The sequence below is a fragment of the Sporanaerobium hydrogeniformans genome, from assembly GCF_002735925.1.
Classification (GTDB): domain Bacteria; phylum Bacillota; class Clostridia; order Lachnospirales; family Cellulosilyticaceae; genus Sporanaerobium; species Sporanaerobium hydrogeniformans.
This window is the reverse complement of sequence record NZ_PEDL01000004.1, coordinates 1-16,911: the sequence shown is the minus strand read 5'-3', so window position 1 is coordinate 16,911 and position 16,911 is coordinate 1. Positions and strand designations below refer to the sequence as shown.

The following is a 16,911-nucleotide window of genomic DNA, read 5'->3' as shown; positions in this document are numbered from 1 at the left end:
AAAGAGAAAACGTAGACTAAGAAGAGCTATTAAATAAAAGGAGAAATAATATGACAGAGATAAAATTATTAGTAGAGGAATTAAATAATATACCATGGCAAGACAAACCTGAGGGATGGGAAAGACCTGTGTGGAGATATACACAAAATCCTATTATTGATAGAAACCCGCTCAAAAATGTAGCACGTATTTTTAATAGTGCAGTAGTGCCTTATCAAGGAGAGTTTATTGGTGTGTTTAGAGGGGAGACACTAACTGGGATTCCTTATCTTTACTTAGGCTATAGTAAGGATGGCATCAATTGGCACTATGAAGAAGAAAAAATTCACTTTGTAGATCAAGAAGGTAATGACTTTATGCCTAAATATGCTTATGATCCACGTCTTATTAAAGTAGAAGACATGTATTATATTATTTGGTGTACAGATTTCTATGGTGCAGCTTTAGGTTTAGCAAAAACAACTGATTTTAAAACTTTTGTGAGGTTAGATAATCCGTTTTTACCTTTTAACCGTAATGGTGTATTTTTCCCAAAGAAGATTAATAATCGTTTTATTCTTCTTTCAAGACCAAGTGATAGCGGGCATACACCTTTTGGAGATATTTTTATTAGTGAGAGTCCAGATTTAGAATTTTGGGGTAAACATAGGCACTTAATGACAAAAGGAACAAACTGGTGGGAATCTCTTAAAATTGGTGGAGGTGCTGCACCTATTGAAACAACAGAAGGATGGCTCCTTTTTTACCATGGTGTAACAGGGACTTGTAATGGTTATGTCTATAGTATGGGAGCAGCTATTTTAGATAATGAGAATCCTTCTATTGTAAAATATCGTTGTCAAAACTTTATCTTAACACCAGAAGAATGGTATGAAGAGAGAGGATTTGTAGGTAATGTAATATTTCCTTGTGCAACCTTACAAGATGGAGCAACAGGTAGGATTGCGATTTACTATGGTGCGGCAGATAGCTATGTAGGATTAGCCTTTACAACGGTGAAAGAGATTGTAAGTTATATTAAAGCAAACCATAGCATTGTTGGAGATGATGAAGAAATAGGTATCCGTTAAGAGAAGGAGTGACACCAGTGATTGCTGAAATAAAACAGAATCTTTTAGAGACGATTTCACCTTTTTGGAAAAAATTAAAAGATGAAAAATGGGGAGGGTTTTATGGTTTAGTCAATTATGATCTAGAGTTAGATAAAAAAGCACCTAAGGGGGTTATTTTAAATTCACGTATACTTTGGTACTTTGCTAATCAATATTTACTACTAGCCAATGAAGAGGATCTAACCTATGCTAGACATGCCTATACTTTTCTAAAAGATTATTGCTTAGATAAAGAGTATGGTGGTGTTTATTGGATGATGAGCTATGATGGAAAGGTGATAGAAGATATGAAACACACCTACAATCAAGCTTTTGCTATTTATGCCTTATCATCCTACTATGATGCTACTAAAGAGCAAGAAGCTCTTGATATAGCTTATACACTTTTTTATAAAATAGAAAAGGTGTGCCGAGAGAAATATGGCTATGGGGAAGCCTTTACAAAGGAGTGGAAGGCAACCTATAACAATAAGCTTTCTGATAATAGATATCTTTGCTCAGAAGGGATAATTGCAGAGAAAACCATGAATACACTTCTACATATACTTGAGGCTTATACAGAATTTTATAGGGTAACAAAAGATAAAAAAGTTAAAGAAAGGCTTGAAGATTTACTCGTTATTTTTAAAAACTATGTGTATAATGAAAACACAGAAAGTTTAGAAGTATTTTTTGATAATCACATGCAGTCTATTACAGACTTACATTCCTATGGACATGATATTGAAGCAGCATGGTTATTAGACCGAGCAGCAGAAATAGTAGAAGAAGAAGCCCTTATCCAAATGACAAAAGCTTATACCATTAAGTTAGCTTATAAAATTAAAGAAGTAGCTTTTGAAGAGGGGGCGCTTAATAATGAACGGTATAAAAAGCAAATAGATAAGACAAAGGTTTGGTGGATTCAATCGGAAGGAATAGTAGGTTTTATCAATGCTTATGAAAAAACAGGGGATGAAGCATTTTTAGAACTTGCAGCTGCCTTATGGCAATATATTCAAACATATCTTATTGATAAAAGGTCTAATAGCGAATGGTATTGGGAAGTAAATGAAAAAGGAGAACCAATAAGTAAAAAGGCTATAGTAGAGCCTTGGAAATGTCCTTATCATAATGGAAGAATGTGCTTTGAAGTAATGAGGAGGAATAAAGATGTTTAAAGAAAATTATGAAAGAGAACTTAAGAAATATGAGACACTTATCCAAAGAGAAAATGTAGTAAGTGATGCGTATAATGGGATTTACGAACGTTATGAATATCCTGTGCTTACAAGGGAACATGCACCACTTATTTGGCGGTATGATTTAAATCCAAAAACAAATCCTTACTTTATGGAACGTTTAGGCATTAACGCTATTTTTAATGCAGGAGCAATAGAGCTAGATGGTAAATTTTATGTTGTAGCTCGGGTAGAGGGCAATGATAGAAAATCTTTTTTTGCAGTGGCAGAGAGTTCTAATGGGGTGGATCATTTTAAGTTTTGGGATTATCCCATCTTACTTCCGGATACAGAAGAAGATGAAACAAATGTGTATGATATGCGCCTTACTAAGCATGAAGACGGTTATATTTATGGTGTCTTTTGTTCTGAAAGTAAAGATAAGAAAAGTAAGGATTTATCAGCAGCAGTCGCACAAGCAGGTATTGTACGTACAAAGGATTTAAAAACATGGGAGAGATTACCGAATCTTAAAACACAAGCTGCTCAACAACGTAATGTTGTATTACATCCTGAATTTGTAGAAGGTCAGTATGCTTTTTATACAAGACCGCAAGATGGCTTTATTGAAACAGGAAGTGGTGGGGGAATTGGTTTTGGAATATGTAAAGATATCACCAATGCACACATTTTAGAAAGGGAAACGCTTATTAATACTAGAAAATATCATACGATTACAGAAGCTAAAAATGGAGCAGGGGCAATACCTATTAAAACAGACAAAGGATGGATTCACATTGCTCATGGGGTGAGAAATACAGCAGCAGGTCTTCGTTATGTTATCTATGTGTTTGTAACAAGTCTAGATGATCCCACAAAATGTATTGCAGAGCCATCTGGTTATTTCATTGCTCCTTTTGGGGAAGAAAGAGTAGGAGATGTATCAAATGTAGTATTTACTAATGGGGCTATTGCTACAGAACAGGGCAGGGTTTATATTTACTATGCTTCTTCTGATACGAGGCTTCATGTGGCAACAACGACTATTCATAGGTTATTAGATTATGCATTTAACACACCACAAGATCCTTTACGTAGTAGTGACTGTGTAAAACAACGTTGTAATCTAGTTGAAGCAAATTTAAAATTTTTAGCTAATCAAATATAATCAAATAAAAAAGTCTAGGTAAGAAACAGGATAATTACTGTTTATCTAGACTTTTTTTGTTGCTAAAAATATTCAATTCTAAAATATTTTGGATAATTTACGAATAGATATAAAATTAACAGTTGAAATAGGAGAGTATAGTATACTAATATAATAGATAAGAAGACTAAGCTATAGGATAAGGAGTTAAGTGAATGAAAGTAATGGGTTCAGGAAGAAATAAAGGCTCTAGTGGTCTATACGTTTATGAAGCATTAAGTGAAAAAATTATCAATTTAGAATGGCTACCAGGGCAAGCTATATCCGAAAAAGAAGTAGCAGAGTGGTTAGGAGTAAGTAAAACCCCTATACGAGATGCTATGAATATGTTAGCGGCCCAAGAGCTTGTGGATGTCTATCCTCAGAGAGGAACTTATATATCCTATATTGATTTAGATTTAGTACAAGAAGTACGTTTTGCAAGGCGTGTATTAGAAGAGGCAGTTTTATTAGAAGCTGTAAAAGAATTTCCAAAGGATAAATTATTTGAATTAGAAACTATTTTAAGTTTATCTAGTTTATCGATTCGCAAAAGAATGTATAGAGAGTTTTTTAAGTATGATGAAGATTTTCACCGTATTTTATTCGAGGGATGTAATAAACGACGTATTTGGCAAAGTACTTATGCCTTAAATGCCCAGTTTAGAAGGCTTAGAATGTTAAGTTTAATAAGTAGTGATGAGCAAAGTTGGAATAAGATTGAAAAAGAACATGAGCAGATGTTCCAAGCTATTGTGAGTAAAGACAGTTCCTTTGTGAAGCAAATTATAGATGATCACCTAAGTCCTGAAAAGAATCCACACACATCACTTATGGAAAAATATCCAGAATACTTTAAACATTGTAAATAAAACAAAGTATAATATAGGCAGAAGGAGGCAACCTTATAAGTAGTTGTCTCCTTTTTTGTGAAAAATACTAAAAAATTTATAAGTAAATATAAAAAATAACTATTGAATAGTATATAAAAATAATGTAATATAAGGGTACTAGAATACTAATATATTAGTCAAAAAACTTTTTTAAATTATTAAAAATAACACATACTTATAAGGAGATGGGCTTATGAAAATGACATTAAGATGGTTTGGACCAGGTTTTGATAGTGTAACGTTAGAACAGATTCGACAAATTCCAGGTGTAAAAGGTGTAATTAGTACATTATATGATGTGCCAGCAGGTGAGGCTTGGACGAGAGAACAAGTAAGAGCACTTAAAGAGACAGTTGAAGCATCAGGACTTGAACTTTCTGGTATTGAAAGTGTCAATATTCATGATGCCATTAAAGTAGGGACGCCAGAACGAGATAAATATATTGCTAATTATATTAAGTCGCTTGAAGCATTAGGAGAAGAAGGTATTGATATGGTATGCTATAACTTCATGCCTGTATTTGACTGGACCCGATCTGACCTAGCAAAAATGAGAGAAGATGGTTCAACCGTTCTTTCGTATGATCAAGAAATAATTGACCAAATTGATCCTACAAGTATGTTCGAAGCACTTGATGGTAAGTCAAATGGTTTTGTACTTCCTGGCTGGGAACCAGAGCGTATGGCAAGAATCAAGGAGCTTTTTGAAATGTATAAAGAGGTGGATGATGAAAAACTTTTTGAAAACCTTGGTTACTTTTTAAAAGCTATTATGCCAACTTGTGAAAAGTACAATATTAAGATGGCGATTCACCCAGATGACCCAGCTTGGTCTGTGTTTGGTTTACCTCGTATTGTCATTAATAAAGAAAATTTATTAAGGCTTGTTAAGCTTGTGGATAGCCCATGTAATGGGGTGACTTTATGTACAGGTTCATTAGGCTCCAATCCAGCAAATGATATCCCAGATGTAATACGTGCGTTAAAAGGAAGAATTCATTTTGCACATGTAAGAAACCTTATTCACCATGCACCAGGTAAATTTGATGAGGCGGCACATCTTTCAAGTGATGGTTCTATGGATATGTTTGAGATTATGAAAGCTTTCTACGAAATTGGGTTCGAGGGACCAATGAGACCTGACCATGGCCGTGCGATTTGGGGAGAGATAGCTATGCCAGGTTATGGATTATATGATAGAGCTTTAGGAGCAACTTATCTAAATGGTTTATGGGAAGCTCTTAGTAAAACACTCAAATAAAACGAATGTCATTAAGAGAATTTATCCAAAAAGTTATAAATACTATAAATGAGGTGATCTGTAATGAAGTTAAGTAATAAAGGGATTGAAAATAGGCAGGAGTGGGAAACCCAAGGTTTTGAACTGCCACACTATGATAGAGAAATTATAAAAAGAAAAACCCTTGAAGCACCTACCTGGTTACACTTTGGAGCAGGGAATATTTTTAGAGGTTTCACAGCAGCTTGCCACCAAACTCTTTTAAACGAAGGAAAGGCGGATACAGGCATTATTGTAGCTGAGGGCTATGATTATGAGTTAATTGATAGAGCCTACAAACCTTATGATGACTTAAGTCTATTAGTTATTCTAAAGGCAGATGGCAGTACAGAGAAAAAAGTGATAGGAAGTGTAGTAGAGTCTTTAAAGGCAGATAGTAACAATGAGAAAGACTGGAATACGCTTAAGGAACTATTTAAAAAACCTTCTTTACAAATGGTAAGTTTTACAATTACTGAAAAAGGGTATAGCCTTAAACAAAATAATGGTGACTATTTTGGTATTGTTGAAAAAGATTTTGAAAAAGGGCCTAGTGAACCTCAATATTTTATGGGAAAATTAACAGCTTTATGTTATGAACGTTATCTAAATGGAAAAAAACCTATTGCTTTAGTCAGTATGGATAACTGTTCACACAATGGAACAAAGCTTTATGAAGCAGTAAGCACGTATGCAAAAGTATGGGCAGAGAAAGGTTTAGTAGAAGCTGACTTTGTAAATTATATTAATAATCCAGAGTGTATATCTTTCCCTTGGAGTATGATTGATAAAATCACACCTCGTCCAGATGCCAGTGTAAAAGCTGACTTAGAACGTTTAGGTTTTGAAGATACAGACATTATCTGTACAGACAAAAATACCTATACAGCTCCATTTGTTAATGCAGAGGCACCACAATACTTAGTTATAGAAGACTTATTCCCTAATGGAAGACCCTGCCTTGAAGAAGCAGGCGTTATTTTTACTGATAGAAAAACAGTTGATAAAGTAGAAAAGATGAAGGTTTGTACGTGTCTTAACCCACTGCATACTGCACTTGCAGTTTATGGTTGTTTACTTTCACATACACTGATTTATGAAGAGATGAGAGATCCACTTCTTAAAAACTTTATTGAAAAGCTAGCTTATGAAGAAGGGATTAAAGTAGTAGTAGACCCAGGCATTATTCGTCCAAGTGACTTTATTAAAGAAGTAATCGAAGTACGTTTTCCTAATCCCTTTATGCCAGATGCACCACAACGTATTGCAACAGATACTTCTCAGAAGCTACCTATTCGTTTTGGTGAAACCATTAAAGCCTATGCAGCAAGGGAAGATCTTGAGGTGGCAGACTTAAAGCTTGTTCCATTGGTACTTGCAGGTTGGTGCAGATACCTTTTAGGTGTAAATGATGAGGGTGAACAATTTGAAATAAGTCCAGATCCAATGCTTGAGGTAGTAAGCAAATATTTAGAAGGCATTAAGTTAGGGGCTAAAGGGCCATTTACCCATCAATTAAAGCCTATTTTAAGTGATAAAACCTTATTTGGAGTAGATCTTTATGAAGTAGGTTTAGGTGAAAAAGTAGAAGGTTATTTTGAAGAATTAGTGGCAGGCATAGGTGCTGTTAAAAGAACTTTAGCAAAGTATACAGCTGAATAGGTTGTAACCATCAGTAAATCAGTTTATAATAAACAGGATAAACTATAATACCTCAAAGAAAGTGAGGAAGTATTGATGGGAAAATTATTTGGAACAGATGGTGTAAGAGGTATAGCAAATACTGAAATTACAGGGAAGTTAGCCTTTCAAGTAGGGCAGGCTGGCGCCTATGTTTTAACTAAAGAAACAAAGAAACAGCCTAAAATTATTGTTGCTAGAGATACACGTATTTCAGGGACAATGTTAGAGGCAGCATTAGTAGCAGGGATTTGTTCAGTAGGAGCAAAAGCCATTTCAATTGGTGTAGTCCCTACACCAGCTGTTGCTTATTTAACACGAGAATTAGATGCGGATGCAGGAGTTATGATTTCGGCATCTCACAATCCTTTAGAGTTTAATGGTATTAAATTCTTCAACTCAGAAGGTTATAAATTAAGAGATGAACTAGAAGAAGAAATAGAGAATCTTATTCTTACAAGAAGTGATAATATTCCTCTTCCTACAGGTGAAAATGTAGGAACCTGGGATATGGATCATTCTGTTATTGAGAAATATATAGATTTTGTATGTAGTACAATTCCTGGTGATCTTAAAGGAGTTAAAGTGCTTATAGACTGTGCCAATGGCGCAGCTTCAGAAATAGCTCCCATTGCACTTGAGAGATTAGGTGCTGATGTAGAGGTGATCCATTACAAACCTAATGGTGTGAATATTAATAAGCTCTGTGGCTCTACCCATATGGGAGATTTGCAAAGACAAGTAGTAGGCCGCAGTATGGAAGTTGGTGTAGCCTTTGATGGTGATGCAGATAGGTGTTTAGCTGTAGATGAAAAAGGTGAAATAATTGATGGTGATCAGATCTTAAGCATCGTGGGACTTGATATGAAGAAATCGGGTACACTAAAGAGAGATACCCTTGTAGCAACTGTTATGAGCAATCTTGGGCTTACTATGATGAGTAAAGAAAAAGGTGTTAATCTTATTCAAACTCGGGTAGGGGATAGATATGTATTAGAAAAGATGCTAAAGCATAACTATAATCTAGGTGGTGAACAATCTGGTCATGTCATTTTTTTAGATTTTAATACAACAGGGGATGGACTCATTACAGCAATTCAGCTTTTATATGTGATGAAGAAAACAGGAAAGCCACTTTCTGAACTTAAAAATTGCATGCAAGTATTTCCACAAGTTCTTGTGAATGCTAAGGTTAAGAATGAAGATAAACATGCTTATTTAGAGGATTTAGAAATTCAACGAGCTATTGAAGAGTTAGAAGAGAAATTTAAAGGTGAAGGAAGAGTACTTATCAGACCTTCTGGAACAGAACCTTTGGTAAGGGTTATGATAGAGGGGAAAGATAAAGCTGTTATTGAAGAGGAAGCTCAAAAATTAGCAGAGCTTATTGAAGAACGTCTTAATTAAATAGCTAGAGGGCATTAAAGAGCTGTTATATTAGTAGAATTTAAAAATACTAGTATAGCAGCTTTTTTATTTCAAAGGTTAGAATGAGGGGAGCCTTATTAATAGGTGAATAGAAAAGGATGTATTACAAAATAATATGTAGTGGGCATATTTATATATTGGAGGTATAAGAAATGATTGAAAAAGAAGAAAGTCAAACATTAAGCTTCCCTCATACAGTTAACAAGGTTGTATCAGAAGGTGGAGAAAATGCTAAAGAAATTACAAAACTTGTAAAGCAAGATGGAAAGGTCATAGGGTATGAGCTTTCAAATGGACAGCACATTTCTGTAGCAGAAGCTATTTCTATGGCAAAAAATAATGAGCTTCAACATGTAGGTGTATCTACTTCTAAAGATGGAAGTGAATACATCCGTTCTTTAGCAGATGGCGATGAATCTAATAATTTAGGAAATTTACCTTCTATTACATTAGAATAAGAAACCATCATTTATTTGTAAAAAAGAAAGAAGCGATAGGGGGGCTATCGCTTAAAAGATATAGAGTCTATTGATTTCTCTAAACAATATTGGGGTTTATGAGATAATTTTAATGGGGAGGAATCATAATTATCTCGTGATTAGTATATCCCTATTAGTATAAAATATGTGACTAGGAATCATTCCTTAATATGGTAATCAAAAATGGGTAATTAAAAAGTGATAACTATGTAATGCCTTCAACTAGGAAGGTAAAATGTAGAAAATAGGATAAATAGACAAAAAACAAAGGGTAATAAAATGGAGACTTATTAATATAATGAGTATGGGGACTAGCATTTTTAGAATAGGTCATAGTTGGTTAAATAGTTAAAGAATTAAAAAATAAAAGTTAAATCAAGTTTAAATAATATATAAAATTTACCTATATACTTAATAGGGGAGAAGCGTATATAATATGAGTAAGGAATGTCCCTCTATTAAGGGACTGAGTAAACTTCAAATAGAAAGCCATAGGTTATATAATTGTATTATGTCACCGTGCATTATACGGAGGGGGTGCCAATATTGAATGAGTACAAAAATAGAGATGAAGATGGAGAAAAAACCATCTACTGTAATTGCTGTGGGCAATCAATTATAAAAAACAATAGAGTGAGTGAATATGTAGATTATCTACATGTTGAAAAGATTTGGAGTTATTTTTCTTCAAAGGATTTGACAGGGCACACTTTTAATATTTGTGAAGGATGTTATGATAAGTGGGTAGATAGTTTTGCTATTCCGGTAGAGGAGCTCGCTATAGAAGAACTTGCTATAGAGGAACTAAGGATTTGTTCGGAGGAAGAAATGGAACAACTTAATAAAGCTTATGCCCAACAATTAGCCAAATAAGGTATACTCTATTTGAGAAGGTAGCCTAATTAATGTAAAAAAGAGATAGGGAATTTCCCTATCTCTTTTTTGCGTTATGCATAATTGATCTAGCTTAGGTAACACTTTAAACAGCAACCTTCATTAAAATCTAGTGTTATCATTGTAACCATTTCTATAAAAGGCTATAATAAAAAAGTAATAAGAAAGGAAAGTGAATATGCTCGATATATGTTTATTAGGGACGGGTGGAATGCTTCCACTTCCAGACAGATACTTAACAGCGTTTTTAGCCAGATTAAATGGTAAAAAACTACTTATTGATTGTGGAGAAGGCACACAAGTAACCATGCGCCTTTTAGGATGGGGGTATAAAACAGTAGATATTATCTGCTTTACTCATTATCATGGAGATCACATAACAGGACTTCCAGGTCTTTTACTTACTATAGGCAATGCAGGAAGAAAAGAGCCTCTTACACTTATTGGACCTCCAGGTTTAAAAAAGGTAGTAGAGGGACTGACTGTAGTTTGCAAGGATTTAGCTTTTGAGCTTAATTTGATAGAATTGCCTTATGAAGAGCAAGAGTTGCAGATAGGAGAATTTTATATTTCTATTTTACCAGTGCCCCATAATGTTAAATGCTTTGCATATACTATTGAAAATAGAAGAAATCCTAAATTTGTAGTAGAAAAGGCAAGGGCTAATAATGTACCTCAAAAGTACTGGAAGACATTACAACAAGGTAAACCAGTAACAGAAGGGAATGTGACTTATACACCGGATATGGTACTTGGACAAGCAAGAAAAGGAATTAAGGTCTCTTATTGTACAGACTGCAGGCCGATACAAGAATTAGAAGACTTTATAAGAGGTGCAGACTTATTTATCTGTGAAGGAATGTATATAGAAGATACGTACTTAGATCAGGTGAAAAAACATAAACACATGTTAAGTAGCGAAGCTGCAAAGCTTGCAAAGGCAGGAAATGTGAAAGAACTGTGGTTAACTCATTTTAGTCCTGCCCTTCCTCATAATTATATGAGTATTGACCATATTAAACCCATATTTAATAATATTCATATTGGTCAAGACCGTATGACAACAACTTTAGAGTTTAGTGAAGAAGAGTAAGAAATAAGTGAAATAGGAACGGGGGGAAATGGATGAAAAAGGGGCTTTTAATACTAGTAATGATTGCTTTATGTGGTATTTATTTTGTCTCCATGCAAAATAGAGGTGCTAAAATCGTTAGAAAAAGTCAAGGAATAAGTGTAGAAGAAAAGCTTAAAAAGGCTCAAGAAGAGATTGTAGGGAAAGATTTTAGTTCACCAACAGATATTATTGAAATGAACAATGAGCTAATGAAGATATTTTATTCAAGCTATAGTGCGGACGAAGATATAAGTACCTATGTCGAGACGATACGTATGCTCTATACAAATGAGTTAAAAGTCTTAAATGAGAAGGCAGAACAGGAAGCAGAATTACGTAGAGAAAGAGCTTTGCATGATTCAAAACCCCTAGTCCTATTATCAAGTGAGATTAAAGAGACTCAATTAAAAGGGAATCAAAATGGCGATGCTTCTAAAGAAGCTTTAAATACGGAGGGGATAGTAAGCGTCTTACATTATACAAATAAACAAGATATTAATCGCGACTATTTTATACAAAAAGAAGACAGTGAGTGGAAAATAGCTGGTTGGGAAGATCGTGTAGATAACATAGAAGAGAAACAAGTGGAGGAATAACAATGAAAAACATCAAAGTACTAGCGATAGAGACTTCTTGTGATGAGACAGCTGCAGCAATAGTGCAAAATGGTAGAGAAGTACTTTCAAGTATTATTTCGACTCAAATTAATCTGCATGAGAAATATGGAGGTGTTGTACCTGAAATTGCATCACGTATGCATGTAGAAAAAATTAACTTAGTGATTAAAGAAGCACTAGAAGCAGCTCATGTTACATTGGATGAGATAGATGTCATTGGGGTAACTTACGGGCCAGGACTTGTAGGAGCTTTACTAGTAGGTGTAGTAGCAGCAAAGTCCATAGCTTTTGCTAAAAACAAACCATTAGTAGGTGTACATCACATAGAGGGGCATATTGCAGCGAATTACATTTCACACCCTGATTTAGAACCACCTTTCCTGTGTTTAGTTGTATCAGGCGGACATACACATCTTGTTAATGTAGAAAGCTATACCCAGTATGAAATTATTGGGAGAACAAGAGATGATGCAGCAGGGGAAGCCTATGATAAAGTAGCACGGGCTATTGGTTTAAGCTATCCTGGTGGGCCTAAAATAGATAAGCTAGCCAAAGAAGGAAATAAAGAGGCTATCAAATTTCCTCGTGCTATGATGGATGAAGGCTATGACTTTAGCTTTAGTGGTGTAAAATCAGCAGTTCTTAACCATGTTAATGGAGCTAAAATGAAAGGGGAAGAAATAAATCAAGCAGACATTGCTGCGGCTTTCCAATCCAGTGTAGTTGACGTATTAGTAGGAAAAACCATGGCATTAGCTAAAGAACGTCACCTAACTAAAGTAGCTCTTGCAGGAGGTGTAGCTTCTAATCAAGGATTAAGAGAAGCTATGGAAGCGGTCTGTACTCAAAACCATATGAAGCTTTATTATCCTGATCAAATACTTTGTACAGATAATGCAGCAATGATTGGATGTGCAGCGTATTATGAATACCTTAAAGGAAGTAGGGCAGGAATGAATCTTAATGCTGTACCCAACCTTCCATTAGGGAAAAAATAAATCAAAGAAAAGGAGGACACAATGAAGCAGATTATTAGAATTCTATTTTCTGGAATCATAGGGGGAATAACTGCACTTGGACTAGTAGAATTAGAAGCTGTTGGTGCGATTACTGTGCCTACAGAGCAGGGAATACTGCGATTATTATATGTTAATAAAGAAATTATAGTATTTATTATGGCCTTTGCACTTATTTATATGACAATAGGTATTCCCATTTCGCAGAAGATAGCTAATAAGATAGAAAGTGCACTTAGTAAATATCCTATGCAAGAAATACTTATGTATATCATTGGTTTGGCTATTGGTTTGGGTGTAGCCAATATGGTTAAAACTGCATTTGCATTAGAAAAAGCAAAACCTATAAGTAATATTTTTATTGTGCTTCTTTACTTAGGTCTAGGTTGCTTTGGTATTTATCTTGTACACATTAAAAAAGAAGAGATAAAAGGATGGATAAGTAAAAAGGGAGAAATCATCCAACCTTCTCACATTAAGCTCTTAGACACGAGTGTTATTATTGATGGTAGGATTTTAGATATTATCCAAACGGGATTCATAGAAGGTAAAATTATTATTCCTTCTTTTGTCCTTGATGAACTAAGGCATATTGCAGATTCATCAGATAGTTTAAAACGTAATAGAGGACGTAGGGGGTTAGATTTATTAAATGAACTTAAAGCTGTAAAAAATATTTCAGTAGAAATACTAGATATTGATTACAGTGAACTTGATGAAGTAGATAGCAAACTTCTTAAGCTTGCTAGCCAGCTCCAAGGGAAAGTAGTTACTAATGATTTTAACCTTAATAAGGTTGCTAAGATTCAAAAGGTTCAAGTGCTCAATATTAATGATTTAGCCAATGCTGTAAAGCCTATTTTGCTTCCAAATGAGGAACTTGTAGTAACGATTGTTAAAGAAGGTAAAGAGCAAGAACAAGGACTTGCTTACTTAAATGATGGTACAATGATTGTAGTAGAAGGTGGCAAAAAATATGTAGGGACAACTATTCAAGTACTTGTTACAACAACTCTTCAAACCTCAGCAGGCAGGATGATTTTTGCAAAGGTTAATCAGAAGGTGTAAACAAAAAAATGAGAAGTAAATTATTTTACAATAAAAGGGTATCTTTTTGATACCCTTTTTAGTATTATTCTAAAAATTCTCAGTTTATCTAGGGGATATAAAATAGGGTTAAGAACTAAGCTACATTTTTCTTCCAAAACAAATAAGCGGCAATCATAAAAGCAATACAAATAATAAGGTACATCCAAAAAAGTGGATTTTGCATACCAACATATAGAATAATAAGTGAGCCAATTGTAGCTAGTAGAGGATTCATTTTACTTTTCCAAAAACCTTTGATTTCACCTTTTAAACCTAACCGAAAAACATGAGCATAAAGCAAGATAAAACCAATATAGTTAAAGGTGATGGCAATTTCTGATACATCGGAGTTAGGTAGTAGATTGTATTTCTGAGTAATATAGTGAAGTAATGTCCAAAACAAGATAATAGCTAGAGCTACCACACCAGAGGTACAAGGTGTTCCAAAACGTGAATGAATCTTAATCATTTTACTAGAACAAGGAAACATTTTACGAAGTCCTAGTGAATAAGGGAGCTGGAAAAGTGCCATCATCAGACCGTTAGCGGTACCAGCAACAGAAATAATAATAAAAACAAGTAAGGCTTTAGCTGCCCAAGGACCAAATAAACTTATAGCTGCATTATTTACGTGTATATCTCCTTGAGTCATAATTGTTTCCGGTCCAAGATAAATACTCATTCCAATAAAGTAAGCTAAATAAATAATGAGGATAAATATAGGAGAAAGAATGAGTGCAAGAGGAATATTTTTTTTAGCATTTTTGATTTCATGAGAGATAGAAGTTGTTACAATCCACCCATCAAAGGCAAAAACAATAGGTGCTAAAGCAGCTATCCAAGAACTTGATTGGATAGTTTCTACATGAGTAACTGTTTCAAATTGAGGGTTTCCAAAGATAAAACCAGAGACCCCAATAAGGATGAGCGGAATAAGTTTGATGATTGTAGCTATATTTTGAAAGTAAGCTGGAATTTTAGTAGAAAGCAAGTTAACGAGAAAGAAAAAAAGGACAGTAGTTAAGCCTATAAGGATATGAATTTCCAGACTTCCTTCTATATTAAATAAAAGACAGCTATAAACACCAACAATGTAACTTACTACCGCAATTAATGTAGGATAGTAGAGAAACATTTGAAACCATCCAAAGGCACAACCAACACCGCCGTTATAGGCGCTTTCAGCGTAGCTTATAATACCACCGGCTGTATCATTACGGGCAGCTAACTCAGCAACAGTTAAACTACCAAAAATAATACTAATGGCAGCAATACAAAAAGCTAAGACACCTAAACCGATATTGCCTCCTGTAGCAATAAGTATATTATCACTTTTGAAAAAGATGCCTGATCCAATAACTACTCCAATAATCATAGCTATGGCAGTAAAAAGGCCATACTTTCTTTGTTTCATAAATAACCTCCTTGAAAAAGTAAAAAATAGGATATACTGTAATTAAATCCTAACAATATGATACTTATTATATAAAGGAAAAAGCAACTTTACAACAAATAATCTACAAAAATCTCCTTTGAAATGATAAACTAAAAAGAAATCTTACTATTTGGATGAAAGAAAACGCGTTTTTGAAAGAAAGTAATCAATAAATGAACAGAGGAGTAAAAGAAATGAATAAAGTGACAGCAATTATTGTGGCTGGTGGTAGCGGTAAAAGGATGGGAACAGCAGTAAAGAAGCAATATATCCAATTAAAAGGGAAGGAGATATTAGCTTATACAATAGAAGCATTTGAAAACTGTTCTTTTATAAATGATATTATTGTAGTAGTGGCAGAAGAAGAAATAGACTATGTGAGAGAAAATATTATTAGGAAATATAAGCTCAATAAGGTAAGTCAAATTGTAGGAGGTGGTAAAGAAAGACAAGATTCTGTTTATAATGGTTTAAAAGCTACCAAAGGTGAAAGTACTTATGTCATGATTCATGATGGGGCAAGACCATTTGTAAAAAAGGAGACAATCTATAAGTGTTTATTAAATACGCAAAAGAATAAGGCAAGTATTGTAGCCGTCCCCGTTAAAGATACCATTAAAGTTTGCAATACTAGGACGCATAGAGTGGAAAGTACACCAGATAGAAAAAAATTATGGAGCATACAAACTCCTCAAAGTTTTGAGTATGAACTTTTAATGAAAGCTTATAGTTATGCAAAGAAACAAAATTTACAAGTAACAGATGATAGTATGATTATAGAGGCATTTGGAGAAGATGTATATATTACTGAAGGAGATTATACAAATATCAAAATAACTACGCCAGAAGATTTAATAATAGGAGAAGTTTTATTACAAAAATAAAAGAGAAATTATGTTATCCAGGTTATAGCCAATAGTCCTAAAAAAATGCAAAAAAAGAGTTGACGTATGACAAATGCTATGCTATATTAAATAAGCACTAACGCGAGCGACTTTGGCTAAAATAGCTAGTCAAAAAACTTTAGAAAAGTTGTTGACAAGAAGCATCAAGTAGTGTAAGATGTATTAAGTCAGCAGCTTGGCTGATTGATAACATAATAAGGAGAGATGGTCGAGTTGGTTTAAGGCACCGGTCTTGAAAACCGGCGAGGGTAACACCTCCCTGGGTTCGAATCCCAGTCTCTCCGTTGATCTGAATAGTTAAGTGTGGAGAAAAATGTGGAGAAGTACCCAAGTGGTCGAAGGGGCTCCCCTGGAAAGGGAGTAGGTCGCGAATAACGGCGCGAGGGTTCGAATCCCTCCTTCTCCGCCATTTAATAAAACAGATTAGTAAATGAACATTGAAAACAAAATAGTAACCATAAAACCAGTCGATTCATAACTTACTTGTAAGTTCAGTGAGTACTATAAAGTACTAAGTAATAAGTCAGCAACCTAGGTTGCATGGACAAACTTTTTTATGAGAGTTTGATCCTGGCTCAGGATGAACGCTGGCGGCGTGCTTAACACATGCAAGTCGAACGAAGC

General features: G+C 34.4%; 15 protein-coding genes, 2 tRNA genes and 1 rRNA gene. 17 read left to right on the top strand and 1 reads right to left on the bottom strand.

The features are described from left to right. Positions 1–50: 50 nt before the first annotated feature. The 13 genes from CS063_RS05765 to CS063_RS05705 all read left to right on the top strand — a co-directional run bounded on the left by CS063_RS05765 (position 51) and on the right by CS063_RS05705 (position 13,926). Positions 51–1,070, top strand: a complete 1,020-nt coding sequence (locus CS063_RS05765) for a glycoside hydrolase family 130 protein (RefSeq protein ID WP_099448745.1) — start codon at positions 51–53, stop codon at positions 1,068–1,070. Positions 1,071–1,087: 17 nt separating this feature from the next. Then, complete coding sequence (locus tag CS063_RS05760) at positions 1,088–2,272, top strand: AGE family epimerase/isomerase (protein ID WP_308415437.1); 1,185 nt, start codon at positions 1,088–1,090, stop codon at positions 2,270–2,272. Then, positions 2,265–3,440 (top strand): glycoside hydrolase family 130 protein, encoded by a 1,176-nt coding sequence (locus CS063_RS05755; RefSeq protein ID WP_180270706.1) that lies wholly within the window; start codon positions 2,265–2,267, stop codon positions 3,438–3,440. Before CS063_RS05760 ends, CS063_RS05755 begins: the two co-directional genes overlap by 8 nt. A gap of 194 nt (positions 3,441–3,634) precedes the next feature. Further along, complete coding sequence (locus CS063_RS05750; RefSeq protein WP_099448742.1) at positions 3,635–4,330, top strand: GntR family transcriptional regulator; 696 nt, start codon at positions 3,635–3,637, stop codon at positions 4,328–4,330. A 214-nt stretch (positions 4,331–4,544) separates the two neighbouring features. After that, entirely contained in the window at positions 4,545–5,612 is a 1,068-nt protein-coding gene (gene uxuA, locus CS063_RS05745) for a mannonate dehydratase (protein ID WP_099448741.1), read from the top strand. 63 nt (positions 5,613–5,675) lie between these two features. After that, on the top strand, positions 5,676–7,292 hold the full coding sequence (locus tag CS063_RS05740) for a mannitol dehydrogenase family protein (protein ID WP_099448740.1): 1,617 nt from the start codon (positions 5,676–5,678) through the stop codon (positions 7,290–7,292). A 75-nt stretch (positions 7,293–7,367) separates the two neighbouring features. Then, a complete protein-coding gene (glmM, locus tag CS063_RS05735; RefSeq protein ID WP_099448739.1) occupies positions 7,368–8,717 on the top strand; it encodes a phosphoglucosamine mutase in 1,350 nt (449 codons plus the stop codon). 173 nt (positions 8,718–8,890) lie between these two features. Continuing rightward, positions 8,891–9,196, top strand: coding sequence for a DUF3892 domain-containing protein (locus tag CS063_RS05730; RefSeq protein ID WP_099448738.1), 306 nt, complete (start codon positions 8,891–8,893; stop codon positions 9,194–9,196). A 567-nt stretch (positions 9,197–9,763) separates the two neighbouring features. Further along, a complete protein-coding gene (locus CS063_RS05725; protein ID WP_180270705.1) occupies positions 9,764–10,090 on the top strand; it encodes a hypothetical protein in 327 nt (108 codons plus the stop codon). Positions 10,091–10,289: 199 nt separating this feature from the next. Then, a complete protein-coding gene (locus CS063_RS05720; RefSeq protein ID WP_099448737.1) occupies positions 10,290–11,204 on the top strand; it encodes a ribonuclease Z in 915 nt (304 codons plus the stop codon). A 32-nt stretch (positions 11,205–11,236) separates the two neighbouring features. Next, the gene (locus tag CS063_RS05715) at positions 11,237–11,821 is read left to right on the top strand and encodes a hypothetical protein (protein ID WP_099448736.1); all 585 of its coding nucleotides are present in this window, start codon (positions 11,237–11,239) and stop codon (positions 11,819–11,821) included. 2 nt (positions 11,822–11,823) lie between these two features. Further along, entirely contained in the window at positions 11,824–12,840 is a 1,017-nt protein-coding gene (tsaD, locus tag CS063_RS05710) for a tRNA (adenosine(37)-N6)-threonylcarbamoyltransferase complex transferase subunit TsaD (RefSeq protein WP_099448735.1), read from the top strand. A gap of 21 nt (positions 12,841–12,861) precedes the next feature. Next, positions 12,862–13,926 (top strand): PIN/TRAM domain-containing protein, encoded by a 1,065-nt coding sequence (locus tag CS063_RS05705; protein WP_099448734.1) that lies wholly within the window; start codon positions 12,862–12,864, stop codon positions 13,924–13,926. Positions 13,927–14,041: 115 nt separating this feature from the next. On the opposite strand, the gene CS063_RS05700 is transcribed toward CS063_RS05705, so the two are convergent. Beyond that, positions 14,042–15,361: an APC family permease gene (locus CS063_RS05700; RefSeq protein WP_099448733.1), complete on the bottom strand. Its 1,320-nt coding sequence runs from the start codon at positions 15,359–15,361 to the stop codon at positions 14,042–14,044. A gap of 215 nt (positions 15,362–15,576) precedes the next feature. Here CS063_RS05700 and ispD point away from each other — a divergent pair, with 215 nt between their 5' ends. The 4 genes from ispD to CS063_RS05680 form a co-directional block, all read left to right on the top strand. Further along, entirely contained in the window at positions 15,577–16,266 is a 690-nt protein-coding gene (gene ispD, locus CS063_RS05695; RefSeq protein ID WP_099448732.1) for a 2-C-methyl-D-erythritol 4-phosphate cytidylyltransferase, read from the top strand. A 219-nt stretch (positions 16,267–16,485) separates the two neighbouring features. After that, a tRNA-Ser gene (locus CS063_RS05690) sits at positions 16,486–16,571 on the top strand. A gap of 33 nt (positions 16,572–16,604) precedes the next feature. Beyond that, positions 16,605–16,696, top strand: a tRNA-Ser gene (locus CS063_RS05685). Between the two features lie 143 nt (positions 16,697–16,839). After that, positions 16,840–16,911 (top strand): 16S ribosomal RNA (locus tag CS063_RS05680); the annotation flags it as partial.

Coding starts and splice junctions, on each gene's coding strand:
- CS063_RS05765 (WP_099448745.1), top strand. CDS start 51: ATGACAGAGATAAAATTATTAGTAGAGGAATTAAATAATATACCATGG.
- CS063_RS05755 (WP_180270706.1), top strand. CDS start 2,265: ATGTTTAAAGAAAATTATGAAAGAGAACTTAAGAAATATGAGACACTT.
- CS063_RS05750 (WP_099448742.1), top strand. CDS start 3,635: ATGAAAGTAATGGGTTCAGGAAGAAATAAAGGCTCTAGTGGTCTATAC.
- uxuA (WP_099448741.1), top strand. CDS start 4,545: ATGAAAATGACATTAAGATGGTTTGGACCAGGTTTTGATAGTGTAACG.
- CS063_RS05740 (WP_099448740.1), top strand. CDS start 5,676: ATGAAGTTAAGTAATAAAGGGATTGAAAATAGGCAGGAGTGGGAAACC.
- glmM (WP_099448739.1), top strand. CDS start 7,368: ATGGGAAAATTATTTGGAACAGATGGTGTAAGAGGTATAGCAAATACT.
- CS063_RS05730 (WP_099448738.1), top strand. CDS start 8,891: ATGATTGAAAAAGAAGAAAGTCAAACATTAAGCTTCCCTCATACAGTT.
- CS063_RS05720 (WP_099448737.1), top strand. CDS start 10,290: ATGCTCGATATATGTTTATTAGGGACGGGTGGAATGCTTCCACTTCCA.
- CS063_RS05715 (WP_099448736.1), top strand. CDS start 11,237: ATGAAAAAGGGGCTTTTAATACTAGTAATGATTGCTTTATGTGGTATT.
- tsaD (WP_099448735.1), top strand. CDS start 11,824: ATGAAAAACATCAAAGTACTAGCGATAGAGACTTCTTGTGATGAGACA.
- CS063_RS05705 (WP_099448734.1), top strand. CDS start 12,862: ATGAAGCAGATTATTAGAATTCTATTTTCTGGAATCATAGGGGGAATA.
- CS063_RS05700 (WP_099448733.1), bottom strand. CDS start 15,361: ATGAAACAAAGAAAGTATGGCCTTTTTACTGCCATAGCTATGATTATT.
- ispD (WP_099448732.1), top strand. CDS start 15,577: ATGAATAAAGTGACAGCAATTATTGTGGCTGGTGGTAGCGGTAAAAGG.